An 11,888-nucleotide genomic window follows, 5' to 3' on the forward strand; every position below is an offset into this window, starting at 1 on the left:
CGTCACACCATCAATGTGAGGGACGACCGCCCGCCCTCCAAGCAAGCCGCGCGCAGCGCGCCACCCATAGCGCCGTAGCAAGCGCGGCTTGCTTGGAGGGCAGACCGCGGCCCGTTACCCCATCTACAAATCACTCCGCCGCTTTCGCTGTTTTGCCGAACATCCGCGTCGGCGCTGGGAAGCCGCAGGAGGTGCCGTCGGTGATCTTCACCTGGTCTTCCCACGGCAGGCGGAAGTTACCTGCGACCATGTCCTGCATGAACGTGTAGGGACAATCCATCGCGCCGCCCTTCACCGCGACATAGCCGCGGTGCCAGAGCTGATAGATATTGTTCTCGACGCCCCAGTTGATCCGCGCCTCGCGTACCAGGTCAGGGCGCACCTCGGCGGTGATGATCTCGTCCGCGCGGCCGGTGGTGCCGTGGGCGATGATGGTGCCGTCAAAATTGACGATCATGCCTTCGCCCATGGAATCGAACGAGCCATCGGAGCCGCACATGCAGACATTGGCCGTCACCATCAGATTCTGGAACGCGTTGGCCTGATTCGTAAAACGCCAGCTCTCGCGGATCGGCGCGGTGTAACCGGCGGTGCGGATCATGATCTCCGCGCCCTTGTAGGCGCATTCGCGCGCCATCTCGGGGAACATGCCGTCATGGCAGATGATGAGAGCGATCTTGGCGCCCTTCGGTCCCTCGATCACGGGAATGCCGATGTCGCCGGGCTCCCACGGCTCGACCGGAATCCAGGGATGGAATTTGCGATAGTAAAGCTTGATATCGCCGTGGTCGTCGATGATCAGGCCTGAATTGTAAGGGTTGCCGTCGGGGTTGTACTCCATGATGGAGAAGCAGCCCCAGATTTTGTTGTCGATGCAGGCCCGCTTGAAAGCGGCGACCTCCGGCCCATCGAGCCGGCTCATGATCTCGGGATTGGTGTCCATCGACAGGCCGTGCAGCGAGTATTCCGGAAACACGACGAGGTCCATCGTGGACAGATTGCGCCGCGCCTTGCCGACCATCCAGACGATCTTCTCGGTCTGCTTCGCCAGATCGACTTTGGTCGCCACGATCGGCAATTGCAGTTGAACAAGCCCGATCACGACGCCGTTGGGTGATTTATTGAGGCCGCCAAGTCCGTTCATGTCGAACTCCCTGTTCAGTGCTGGTCGTTTCTGGGATTAAGCGAAGAAAATCCGATTTCTGTTTGCATCGAAAGACTATTTTTCAGGCGCCGCCATTGCCTCGAATTCCTCCATCGTCGGCGTCAGCATCTCGAAGCGGTCGCGGATGGTGGCGCAGGTGTTGCCGCCAAGACGTGCGATCGCGTCGAGTCTGGCCGGATCGATGTACAGGCGCTCGGCATCGATCACCTCGCGCTGATAATGTGCAAAGACAATCTCGCCGAGAATGATCTGGCGGGATTTTCCCAGTTCCAGCGTGACATGGCGGCGGCATTCGAAGGCAGCGGGAGCCTCCTTGATCCAGGGCGAGGCCACAGCAGTGCCCGGCATCGCCGTCAACCCCGCGGCCCTGAGCTCGTCGTGGCCGGCCGCAAACGGCACTGCGCAGACATGCATCGCTTCCGCAATCGCGTGCGCGACGATGTTAACGGTGAAGACTTCGGTCAGGCGGATGTTCAGTGCGGTGTCCTTGAACGACATATCGGGATGGTTTTCCACCCCGAGCGCGAGGATCGGCGGGTCCGCGGAGAGGCAGTTGAAGAAACTGAACGGCGCGGCATTGATGCGCCCCATTGGATCGACTGTCGTTACCAGCGCGATCGGCCGCGGCACCACGGTGCCGATCATCAGTTTGTAGCGCTCGCGCGCCGACAATTTGCGGAAGTCGAAGGTGACTTCGTCCGGAGCCGGGATCGCGTCCATCGCTCAGGCCTCGATCGCCGGCGCCCCGGCATGCGCCTGCAGGAAGCGCTCTTCCCACCAGGAGAACAGGATGTCGCGCAACGCCGCCGCGTCGTCATCACCGTAGATGTCGGTGAGTTTGACCGCGTCGAACATCGCGATTTCCTCCGCGGTCAGTGTGATCGGAAGTTCGGTGAGCACGATCGGCGTGTTCGGAAACTCCGGCTTGTAGTCGGGATCCCGCCGCAAGGCGCGGTCGCTCTTGATGATCGGGTTCCTGAAATCCTTGGGCGTTCGCTGGCTCGCGAGCACGGGCGTCTTCGGCACGTTGGCGAGATCGGCTTCGGTCGCCTCGAACACCGTGAGCTTCAGCGGCTTCAGCGCAAAGTTGCTGGTCTTCATCACGTCGGCGCCGCAGACATTGGGGACCGCCAGCACATCCATCAGTGCCAGCAGGTCGACATAGTCGCCGGGCTTGGTGGTCTGACGGGTCATGTAGGCATGGCCGTCGGCGTCGACGCCGGTGCACATGAACAGGTTGAAGGAATCGTGCACGTCGTCGGGCGTCAGCCCATATTCGCGCTGCGCTTCCGCCTGGATGTCGTGGCAATTGGTGTGAACGGCAAAGCCGTAGGCCGCTTCATAGACATAGGCGCTGCAGCGCGGGAACAGCACGTCATTGCGGCCGACGGTGTCCTCCAGAATATAGAGCATCGCGCGCTCGCGTGGCGGCGCCGACCACATGAAGGTGCCTTTGGTCGGATGAAAGCCGTGCACGGTGCGGGTGCGGCCGCAATGCATGAACTCCTTGTAGTCATGCAGGTTGAAGCAGTTGAAGTCGGCGCACTGGCCGCCTTCGACCTGCTCGATGCGCAGGATCTGCCCCTTCAACAATTCGATCGCCTTGCCGGTGCCCGGCTCGAGTAGCCATTCCGATATGATCTTGCGCGTGGTCATCGCGAGCTTCTCGCGGTCTCGGCCTTCCGGTTGGCGGCGTATTCGCGCAGCGCGAGACGGACCAGCGCCGCGCGATCACGCGCCACACCCTGCGCGATGGTGCGGTCCATCAGTTCAAGCTGTTGCTGGTTCAATCGTAACTTAACGACTGTTTCCTTCATGGCATTCCCTCCGCAGCGATCCGAGATAGTAAAATCCTGTATACAGAATTACACCCAATCGGATATCGAGCTGCAGTTATCCTGCGTTTTGCCGCGCATTCGAAGCGCAAACTTTGAGCGTCGTGCTGCCGTTTATTCGAGCGCATCGACCAATATTGCCGCATCCTGTGTACGAAATGCCGAACTATCGTATGCGCAATCGCGGACGCATTCTCGTCCGACGGCGCATGCGGATTTCGGATGAGCAAGAAATCGACCCGCGTTGATGTTGCCTGCCAGGCGCTGCGCCAGGCGATCATCGAGCAGGCGTTGCCGCCGGGCACGAAGCTGCCGGAGGACGAGCTCGGTGCTCAGTTTCACATGAGCCGCACGCTGGTGCGCGCAGCCTTGGCGCAGCTTCAATCGGAAGGTCTGGTCGATGCGCCGCCGCGGCGCACCGCCACCACGGCCAAGCCGACGCTGGAGGAGGCGAGGGAAGTCTTCGAGGTCCGCCGCACGCTCGAACGCGAAGTGGTGCGGCTGGTGATCGCGCGCTGGCGGCCGGAATTCGGCGCCGAGCTCGAAGGGCATGTCCGCAAGGAAGAAGCTGCGCGCAAGGCTGGCGAAGCGAGAGTCTCCATCCGCCTCGCCGGCGAATTCCATGTCAAGCTTGGCGAGCTCGCGGGCAACAGTCTGTTCCGCCGCTATCTCGGCGAAGTGGTATCGCGCTGCTCGTTGATCCTGGCGCTGTACGGCCGGCCGCATTCCGCCGACTGCGCCGTCAACGAACATCGCGAAATCGTGGCTGCGCTGCGCAGCCGCAATGCCGAGGTTGCGATCGAGCTGATGGACCATCACCTCGGCGCGGTCGAGCACAGGGCGCTGCTCGATCAGGATCGCGATGCGCAATTCGATCTCGGCGCGGTGCTGTCTCGCTACACGGAAGCGGCGGAGACCGGCAGCGGATCCAAGATCGCGCGCCTGCCGCGGCGCAAGGCACGGGCCGCGAAATGACCGGGGACAGGATTTCATCACCAGTATCACAGCCGCGCCAATGGTTCGGCGATCAAGGAGAGTATCAATGACCACGCCTCCACTTTCCCGCCGCACCTTTCTCGCTGGCGCCGCCGCAAGTCCCCTCGTTCTCTCCGCTCTCGGCCAGCCGGCGCGCGCCGCTGAGCTCACGGTCGGCATCATCTATGTCGGCTCTCGCCAGGACTATGGCTGGAACCAGGCCCACGCGGTCGCCGCCAAGGCGCTCAAGGATGTGCCGGGCGTGAAGGTCGTCGAAGAAGAGAAGGTGCCGGAGACCGTGGCGGTTGCGAAAACCATGGAGTCGATGATCAACATCGACGGTGCGACGCTGCTGTTCCCGACGTCGTTCGGCTACTTCAACCCGTTCATGGTCGATGCGGCGAAGAAGTATCCGAAGGTCGAATTCCGCCATCCGACCTCGCTCTGGCAGGCCGACAAGCATCCCGCCAACGCCGGTGGCTATTTCTGCTATCTCGATCAGGGCCATTATGTGAACGGCATTGCCGCGGGCCTGTCCACCAAGGCCAACAAGATCGGCTATATCGCCGCAAAGCCGATCCCCCTGGTGCTCCGCAACGTCAACTCGTTCATGCTCGGCGCGCGCAAGGTTAATCCCGATGTCACGGTGCAGCTCATCATCACCGGCGACTGGGCGTTGCCGGTGCGCGAGGCGGAAGCGGCCAACGCGCTGGTCGACGCCGGCTGCGACATCATCGCCTGCCACATCGACAGCCCGAAGGTGGTGATCGAGACCGCCGAAAAGCGCGGCGTGAAGAGCTGCGGCCATAACGCCAACCAGGCGGATCTCGCGCCCAAGGGATTCATCACCGGCGCGGAGCTGAAATGGGAGACGGTCTACAAGAGCTTTGCCGGCATGATCGCCAAGGGCGAGAAGCTGCCGAACATGGTGATCGGCGGCTACGACAAGGACATGGTGGTGAGTTCGCCGTTCGGAGCCGGCTGCAGCGAAGCCGGCCGCAATGCCGCCACCGCCGCAATCGCCGAGCTGAAGGCCGGCAAGCCGATCTTCGTCGCCGGCGTGAAGAGCAATACCGGCAAGGTCATCACCTCCAAGGACACCGGGCTCTATGATCCCGCATTGGAGACGACCGACTATCTGGTCGAGGGAGTTGTCGGTACGGTCTGAGGTCCCTGAGGCCGGCCGTGCTGGCGCAGGCCGGGTAGCTTCGGCGGCCATTTCCGCACGATTTGGAGCTGCGGGGATAAAAATTCTTCCCTGAGCCGGCGTCGGGGAACGCGCTTCCAAGTCGCTGCCGCAAAAGACATTTCGCTACCATTGCTTCCTGGCTGCAATTGACGACATTTGAGGTCGGTTTCAATGGAAGCGGCCATGAGCAATCCCGGATTTGATGCGTTTGGCGAGCCGATGACGGCTGAGAGCGTTCGCGCCCCTGGACGTGCGTCCTCCTGGCTGCTGCGTGCCGGCACCAGCGCGTTCTGGCTGCTCGTTGCTGGCATCGTGATCGCCCGCGCCGCCTATTTTGAGGCTGGCGTCTTCAATTTCGACCGCGCCGTTGCCTGGGCGCAGGGCCTGTTCGCAGCCCTCTGACCTCAGATCCGGTCACTCTCCTTCGTATAGCCGAAAGCCCCGCGCCGCCCGCCATGGGCACCATGGACCGGCCGCGTCAGTCCGGGTTATCCTTGTCACGGAATATAACTTCTCGTGACTGGGGACATCGGAGAATATATTAGCCAAAACATCACGGTAGGCGCATAAATTATTCCCCGATAGGGAGTGCCACCGTGGCTGATAATACCAATGGTATCAAGGAAACAGCAGGGCGTCCCAGCGCCGTCGCCCGCACATTTAGCCTTCTTCCCGGCATCGTGCTGTGCGGCGCGATCACGATCGTCGCGGTCGGCGTCCAGCATCTGGAGGAACGGGCCTTCGACCATCCCTATGTGGAAGCCCTGGTGATCGCGATCCTCCTGGGAATGGCGATCCGCACCGCCTGGAATCCGTCCGAGCGATGGCGCTCGGGGATCGCCTTCAGCGCCAAGCAACTGCTCGAAGTCGCCGTCGTGCTGCTGGGGGCCTCGATCAGCTTCGCCGCGATTGCGGCGTCCGGCCTGGCGCTGATCGGCGCGATCGCAGGGACAGTCGCGATCATGCTGGCGCTCAGTTTTGGGGTCAGCCGCGTGCTGGGCCTGCCGACCAAGCTGTCGATCCTGATCGCGTGTGGCAATTCGATCTGCGGGAATTCGGCAATCGCGGCCGTTGCCCCCGTGATCGACGCCCACAGCGACGACATCGCCTCGTCGATCTCATTCACCGCCATTCTCGGCGTGCTGATGGTGCTGGGATTGCCCTTGCTGATCCCGCTCCTGGGATTGACGGCGACGCAATACGGCATCCTGGCCGGACTTACCGTCTATGCCGTTCCCCAGGTGCTTGCCGCCACCGTGCCTGCCGGCATCGTCAGCACGCAGATCGGGACGCTGGTGAAACTGGTGCGCGTGCTGATGCTGGGACCGATCGTGATCGGCCTTTCGCTATTTGTTGCCAGCCGCCGCACGAACGAGAAGGCGGCATCGATCAGTCCGTTCAAACTCGTGCCCTGGTTCATCATCGGCTTTCTGGTCCTTGCTGCGCTCCGATCGTTCGAACTCGTTCCGGATGCCGTGGTCCCCTTGGTGACAAAGGCGGCGGTCCTGCTCACCGTCCTGTCGATGGCGGCCCTTGGCCTCGGCGTTGATATCCGCGTCATCGCCACCGTCGGAGGACGCGTGACAGCCGCGGTCACGCTGTCGCTGTTGGTGCTGCTCGCCATCAGCATCGGGCTCGTCCATCTCTTCAGATGAGGGCTGCGTCCGGGAGTGCACGATCTCGAATTGTACACAATGGCACGGCGCTTGCTTAATCCCCGATCAGGAATTCTCTTGTTCGGGGCACGCACGTCATGGCGAACTCAAGCGATCCTTTGGGGAAGATCGTCGCGGAGCCGGAGCCGATCGCGCTCGACTGGACCAAGACCGCGCTCGTCATCATCGACATGCAGCGCGATTTCATGGAGCCCGGCGGCTTCGGTGAAACGCTCGGCAATGACGTCAGCCAGCTTGCGCGCGCCGTGAAGCCGATCGGCGCGTTGCTGTCGGCGGCGCGCGATGCCGGCATGCTGGTGATCCATACCCGCGAAGGGCATCTGCCCGACCTTTCCGACGCGCCGCCCGCCAAGGTCGAGCGTGGCGCGCCATCCTTGCGCATCGGCGATCCCGGTCCGATGGGCCGCATCCTCATCCGCGGCGAGGCCGGCCACGACATCATCCCCGAGCTCTATCCGCTCGACAGCGAGATCGTGATCGACAAGCCCGGCAAGGGCGCGTTCTACGCGACCGAGATGGGCGATGTGCTGCAGAAATACGGCATCGATAATCTCTTGGTGTGTGGCGTCACCACCGAGGTCTGCGTCAACACCACCGTGCGCGAGGCCAATGACCGCGGCTATCGCTGCGTCGTTATCTCCGACGGCTGCGCATCCTATTTTCCCGAATTTCACGAGATGGGCCTGAAGATGATCAAGGCCCAGGGCGGCATCTTCGGCTGGGTCGCGAGCTCAGCGGCGGTATTGGAGGCCTTGAAGATTGGCTGACCCTCATGGTGAGGAGCGCGTAGCGCGTCTCGAACCATGAGGCCCGGCTGGTGGCCTCATCCTTCGAGATGCTTGCTCCGCAAGCTCCTCAGGATGAGGGGATGCAGCGGCGGCGCGGCCACGAAGTCATCCACCCTTGACCGCACCCGCAGTAAGCCCGGCGACGATCTGGCGCTGGGCGAACACCGTGAGCAGCAGCACCGGGAAGGTCACGAGCAGCGCCGCGGCGGCGAGCGGACCCCAGCTCAACTGGTCGAACGAGATCATGTTGTAGACGGCAACCGGTAACGTGCGCGTCTCGCGTCCCGCCAGCACGATGCCGAACACGAAATTGTTCCAGGAGAAGATCACCGCAAGGATGAAGGCAACGGCAAGTCCGGGGCGCGCGATCGGCAGCGCGACGTGACGGAACACCTGCCAGCGCGTGGCGCCATCGATCCGTGCGGCTTCCTCGAGTTCCAGCGGCGTTGTCTCGAAATAGCCGATCATGATCCAGATCACGATCGGCACGGTGACCACGAGATGGATGATGATCTGCGGCACCAGCGTGCCGAGCAGTCCCAGCCATTGGAACAGCAGAAACAGCGGGATCAGATACGACAGCCCCGGCGTGATGCGCGCGATCAGGATCACGATCGCCGATTTATGCGCCGCCATCCGCGCGATGCCGTAGCCGGCGGGCACGCCGACCAGCATCGCCAGCAGCGTCGCGCCGCCCGTTACGATGAGGCTGTTGAAGAAATAGGTCAGGAAGCGGTTGGAGGCGAGCACCTCGGTATAGTTCTTCCAGGCGAACTGCTCGGGGATGAACACCGGCGGATAGGCGGCGTTGTCGATCTCGTACTTCAGCGACAGCGAGATCATCCAGAGGAAGAACAGGATCGCCGGCGACACGATCACGAACACCGAGAACCAGAGGCCAATCTGGCCCAGCAGTTGGCGCGGGCTCATGCGCCGCCTCCGATCTCGGTCCACAGCATCCGCTTGCGCAAGTAGAGCAGCACCGCCGCGAGCAGCACGATCAAGAGGAAGAACACCACCGCGATCGCCGAGCCGTAGCCCAAATCGTAATACACGAAGGCGACGCTGTAGAGATAGAGATTGATGGTCTCCGAGGCAGAGCCGGGGCCGCCTTGCGTGATCGCGAAGATGATGTCGAAACTCTTCACCGCGTCGATCATGCGGATCATCCCAGCGATGAACAGGAACGGCATGATCAGCGGCAGCGTGATGTAGCGGAACATCTGCCAGAAGCCGGCGCCGTCGATCTCCGCGCTCTCATAGGGCTCGGTCGGGATCGCGGCGAGGCCGCCGAGCACGATCAGCATCACCAGCGGCGTCCATTGCCAGGTCTCGACCAGCACCAGCGATGGAATGACGGTCGCGGGATTGAACACCCAGAGCTGGGGCGGCAGGCCGACCAGCGACAAGAGATAGTTGAGCACGCCGAGCTGCGGGTGGAACATCATGGTCCAGACCAGCGCGATCGCCACGGGCGTGGCCATCATCGGCATGATGAAGACGCCGCGCAGGAAGCCGCGCCCGGCAAAGCGCTGGTGGAACACCACGGCCGCGAGCGTGCCGAAGATCAGCGGCAATATCACCGACAGCGCGGTGTAGATGATGGTGTGTCCGACCGCCTCGACGAAACGCGGATCGTTCGGCAAGCGCAGATAATTGGCAAAGCCGACGAAGGTGGTGGGCGAGCCGACCTTCCACTCGTTGAAGCTCATCCAGATCGTGAACAGCCAGGGAAACACGATCACGGCCAGTACGACGATGAGCGCCGGCAGCACGAAAGGCCAGTAGGTGGGGCGATGCCATTCCTGCTCCGGCGCGGCGGAGGTTTCCGTCGCGGCCGGAGTCGTCTCGGTTATCGTGCTCACGCTTTTTCGCTGCGTTCCAGGATGGGCCGGAATTGCTCGTGCGCCTTCTTCAACTCCGTCGCGGGATCGGCGCCGGAGAGCGTCGCGGTGAGCGCCGCGCCGACGATGTCGCGGAATTCGGCGACGGGGATGATGACGGGCAGTCCGAGCTTGCTGATCTTGGCGGAGTCGACGACCGACTTCAGCCATTCCTGAGTCTTCACACCCTTGGCGACATCAGGGTCGTTTACGATCGAATTGCGGAACGGCACGCCGCCGCCGGCCTGCAGCAATCGCGCAGCCTGCGTCCTGGAGACCACCCATTGGCACAACAGATAGGCGGCTTCCTTGTTCTTGCTCGCCGCGGCGATGCCGATGCCGTCGCCATAGGTCGAGGAAAACGCGCCCTTGGGGCCGGCGGGCACGAGGGTGTAGCCGACCTTGCCGACGACGCGCGAGGCGGTCGGGTCTTCCAGCGGCGGCGCCCAGCCGTCGGCATCGATCCACATCGCGGACCTGCCTTGCGTGAACGAGGCCATCGATTCCATCCAGTTGAAGCCGGCGACGCCTGGAGGCGCCGATTTGGTGAGCAGCCGTTGGTACAGCTTGGTGGCTTCGATCGCCTCGGGGCCGTCGGTCAGGATGTTGCCCTTGCTGTCGAGGAATTCGCCACCATAGTTGAGGTAGAAGTTGGTCCACATCGCCATGTTGGCGTTGCGCAGGCCGCGCCCGACAAAACCGAAGGTGCCTTCCTTGGGGTCGGTGAGCTTCTCGGCGGCCACCACCATCTCGTCCAGCGTCTTCGGCACCTCGACGCCTTTCTTCTGGAACAGCTCCTTGTTGTAATAGAGGATGAAATAGTCGACCGACCACGGCAGCGACAGCATCTGGCCCTTGTCGTTCTTGGCGTATTGCTGTCCGGCGGCGGAGAAATCGCTTTCGACCAGATCGGGCGGAGTGAAATTCGGGTCCTTCAAATAGCCGGAGAGATCGGCGAGCCAGCCGCCCTTCTCGAATTGCCGCTTCTGCACGTGATAGCTCAGATGCACGACGTCGAAGCTCGGCTTGCCCGAAGCGAGCTCGATGACGCATTTCTGGCGCTGCTGCTGCTCGGGGATCTGCTCGGACTCGACCTGGATGCCGGTGAGCGCGGTGAATTCCTTGATGTATTTTTGCAGATTGTCGCCGCGCGGCCCCTTGGCGAGGATCACCTCGAGCTTGGTGCCGTTATATTTCTTCCAGTCGATGTCGGCGCGCGCCGGAAATCCGGTGAGGCTGAGCGCGCCGGCCGCAGCCGTGCCGGCCAAAAGCTGCCGGCGCGAGATCTGGTGATCCGTCATAATTCTCTCCCTGCTCGTTTTTTGTTTGGGAGAGATACTAGCGTCTGCGCGGGCTCTGCCTAGCCCTAATGTGCGCGACAATACACTACAATTGTCGCGCGAGTGGTTGGTCGATTATGCCTTGACGAAAGCAAGCAACGTGCCGTTGCCCGCCGCAGGCGGTACGCAGATCGCGCCCGCACTGTGTACGCCGATCGGGCCCAGTGCCTTCTCCGCTGCACTAACATCGGCCGCGATCACCAGGCCGGCGCCGCCGCGTTCGGGCAGCGCGGCCAGCGAGACGCCGGGATAGCGTTTGCCGAGTTGGTCCTTTGTCGCGAACACGAAGTCCGCGCGGTCAGAGCCCGAGGGGACAGTGACGGCGCCATCGGCTTCGTTCCTTGTTGCGACATCGATCATCTCAGACAGATGCGCAGCATCCTTGGCCGGCTCTGATGTCACGATCAGCACTTGTCTCAGGCGTTTCGCACCGTTGGCGTGCGTCATCAATTCCGGAATCCACACCGTCTCACGGGTCTTGTGCTGGCAGGCGAAGATGCGCACGCCGCCCGGCGCCTCCGCGGTAGGCCATTGGAAGGTGCGGAATTTGGCCGCCGACAGCGAGCCATCAGGCATCGTCACCGGCCGCTCGAAATCAGTTGGGCCGATCGGCGCGTAACCACGCGCGCGGATCTCCTCGGCACCCGCAGCCGAATCGACCGCGGTGAATGCGATGCGCTCGATGCCTTCGCCGCGCTGCTCCAGGAATGCCCGCGCCGGCGCGTTGTGCTCGGTCGGGGTGAGCACGCCGAGCAGCTCGATATAGTCGGGGTCGAGCATGATGGTGTAGTTGCCGGATCCCATATGCGCGCTATGGGTGCCGCGCGGCGAAACGGTAAAGCCGAGATGCTTCCAGTTGTCGGCAGCCCGGTCGAGATCCTTCACCATGATCACGGCGTGATCGATTCCGATGACGTTCTTGAGTGACACTCTGTTGTTTCCCCGGCATGGATAGATGGCGTACTACACTAAACAGATCGATCCGGCGCCCGCAAGCCGACGTTCCCATTGGCCGCCGAGCAACGCTCGTGAAGAGA

At 62.6% G+C, this 11,888-nt stretch carries 13 protein-coding genes; 5 read left to right on the forward strand and 8 right to left on the reverse strand.

All coding sequences use genetic code 11. The annotated features are described in order from the left end of the window. Window positions 1–130: 130 nt before the first annotated feature. The 4 genes from ACZIRK_RS34900 to ACZIRK_RS34915 form a co-directional block, all read right to left on the reverse strand. Window positions 131–1,144: a formamidase gene (locus tag ACZIRK_RS34900; RefSeq protein ID WP_474419014.1), complete on the reverse strand. Its 1,014-nt coding sequence runs from the start codon at window positions 1,142–1,144 to the stop codon at window positions 131–133. Between the two features lie 75 nt (window positions 1,145–1,219). Then, on the reverse strand, window positions 1,220–1,885 hold the full coding sequence (locus ACZIRK_RS34905) for a flavin reductase family protein (protein WP_474419015.1): 666 nt from the start codon (window positions 1,883–1,885) through the stop codon (window positions 1,220–1,222). Between the two features lie 3 nt (window positions 1,886–1,888). Then, window positions 1,889–2,821, reverse strand: a complete 933-nt coding sequence (locus ACZIRK_RS34910; RefSeq protein WP_474419016.1) for a DUF1989 domain-containing protein — start codon at window positions 2,819–2,821, stop codon at window positions 1,889–1,891. Further along, complete coding sequence (locus ACZIRK_RS34915) at window positions 2,818–2,982, reverse strand: hypothetical protein (protein WP_456643974.1); 165 nt, start codon at window positions 2,980–2,982, stop codon at window positions 2,818–2,820. The genes ACZIRK_RS34910 and ACZIRK_RS34915 overlap by 4 nt, the downstream gene beginning before the upstream one ends. 240 nt (window positions 2,983–3,222) lie before the next feature. Between ACZIRK_RS34915 and ACZIRK_RS34920 the strand changes: the two genes are divergently transcribed. The 5 genes from ACZIRK_RS34920 to ACZIRK_RS34940 all read left to right on the forward strand — a co-directional run bounded on the left by ACZIRK_RS34920 (window position 3,223) and on the right by ACZIRK_RS34940 (window position 7,607). Further along, window positions 3,223–3,975, forward strand: a complete 753-nt coding sequence (locus ACZIRK_RS34920; RefSeq protein ID WP_474419017.1) for a GntR family transcriptional regulator — start codon at window positions 3,223–3,225, stop codon at window positions 3,973–3,975. A 67-nt stretch (window positions 3,976–4,042) separates the two neighbouring features. After that, window positions 4,043–5,143, forward strand: coding sequence for a BMP family ABC transporter substrate-binding protein (locus ACZIRK_RS34925; protein ID WP_474419018.1), 1,101 nt, complete (start codon window positions 4,043–4,045; stop codon window positions 5,141–5,143). A gap of 204 nt (window positions 5,144–5,347) precedes the next feature. Next, window positions 5,348–5,566, forward strand: coding sequence for a hypothetical protein (locus ACZIRK_RS34930; protein WP_456643977.1), 219 nt, complete (start codon window positions 5,348–5,350; stop codon window positions 5,564–5,566). A gap of 215 nt (window positions 5,567–5,781) precedes the next feature. After that, window positions 5,782–6,819, forward strand: coding sequence for a YeiH family protein (locus ACZIRK_RS34935; protein ID WP_456644035.1), 1,038 nt, complete (start codon window positions 5,782–5,784; stop codon window positions 6,817–6,819). Window positions 6,820–6,917: 98 nt separating this feature from the next. Further along, window positions 6,918–7,607, forward strand: coding sequence for a cysteine hydrolase family protein (locus ACZIRK_RS34940; RefSeq protein WP_474419019.1), 690 nt, complete (start codon window positions 6,918–6,920; stop codon window positions 7,605–7,607). 126 nt (window positions 7,608–7,733) lie between these two features. Here the strand turns inward: ACZIRK_RS34940 and ACZIRK_RS34945 are convergent, their stop codons facing one another. The 4 genes from ACZIRK_RS34945 to ACZIRK_RS34960 form a co-directional block, all read right to left on the reverse strand. After that, complete coding sequence (locus tag ACZIRK_RS34945) at window positions 7,734–8,558, reverse strand: carbohydrate ABC transporter permease (RefSeq protein ID WP_474419020.1); 825 nt, start codon at window positions 8,556–8,558, stop codon at window positions 7,734–7,736. Beyond that, window positions 8,555–9,493 carry a carbohydrate ABC transporter permease gene (locus ACZIRK_RS34950; protein ID WP_456643980.1) on the reverse strand — a complete coding sequence of 313 codons (939 nt, stop codon included), beginning with the start codon at window positions 9,491–9,493 and terminating at the stop codon, window positions 8,555–8,557. Before ACZIRK_RS34950 ends, ACZIRK_RS34945 begins: the two co-directional genes overlap by 4 nt. Next, window positions 9,490–10,812 carry an ABC transporter substrate-binding protein gene (locus tag ACZIRK_RS34955; protein ID WP_474419021.1) on the reverse strand — a complete coding sequence of 441 codons (1,323 nt, stop codon included), beginning with the start codon at window positions 10,810–10,812 and terminating at the stop codon, window positions 9,490–9,492. The genes ACZIRK_RS34950 and ACZIRK_RS34955 overlap by 4 nt, the downstream gene beginning before the upstream one ends. 114 nt (window positions 10,813–10,926) lie before the next feature. After that, window positions 10,927–11,781, reverse strand: coding sequence for a VOC family protein (locus ACZIRK_RS34960; RefSeq protein WP_474419022.1), 855 nt, complete (start codon window positions 11,779–11,781; stop codon window positions 10,927–10,929). Window positions 11,782–11,888: the final 107 nt, after the last annotated feature.

It is taken from the genome of Bradyrhizobium sp. Leo114 (genome assembly GCF_055229415.2).

Bases quoted from the DNA above. Each gene is read 5' to 3' on its own strand.
- ACZIRK_RS34925 (WP_474419018.1), top strand. From the start codon at position 4,043: ATGACCACGCCTCCACTTTCCCGCCGCACCTTTCTCGCTGGCGCCGCC.
- ACZIRK_RS34910 (WP_474419016.1), bottom strand. From the start codon at position 2,821: ATGACCACGCGCAAGATCATATCGGAATGGCTACTCGAGCCGGGCACC.
- ACZIRK_RS34940 (WP_474419019.1), top strand. From the start codon at position 6,918: ATGGCGAACTCAAGCGATCCTTTGGGGAAGATCGTCGCGGAGCCGGAG.
- ACZIRK_RS34915 (WP_456643974.1), bottom strand. From the start codon at position 2,982: ATGAAGGAAACAGTCGTTAAGTTACGATTGAACCAGCAACAGCTTGAA.
- ACZIRK_RS34905 (WP_474419015.1), bottom strand. From the start codon at position 1,885: ATGGACGCGATCCCGGCTCCGGACGAAGTCACCTTCGACTTCCGCAAA.
- ACZIRK_RS34955 (WP_474419021.1), bottom strand. From the start codon at position 10,812: ATGACGGATCACCAGATCTCGCGCCGGCAGCTTTTGGCCGGCACGGCT.
- ACZIRK_RS34945 (WP_474419020.1), bottom strand. From the start codon at position 8,558: ATGAGCCCGCGCCAACTGCTGGGCCAGATTGGCCTCTGGTTCTCGGTG.
- ACZIRK_RS34900 (WP_474419014.1), bottom strand. From the start codon at position 1,144: ATGAACGGACTTGGCGGCCTCAATAAATCACCCAACGGCGTCGTGATC.
- ACZIRK_RS34930 (WP_456643977.1), top strand. From the start codon at position 5,348: ATGAGCAATCCCGGATTTGATGCGTTTGGCGAGCCGATGACGGCTGAG.
- ACZIRK_RS34920 (WP_474419017.1), top strand. From the start codon at position 3,223: ATGAGCAAGAAATCGACCCGCGTTGATGTTGCCTGCCAGGCGCTGCGC.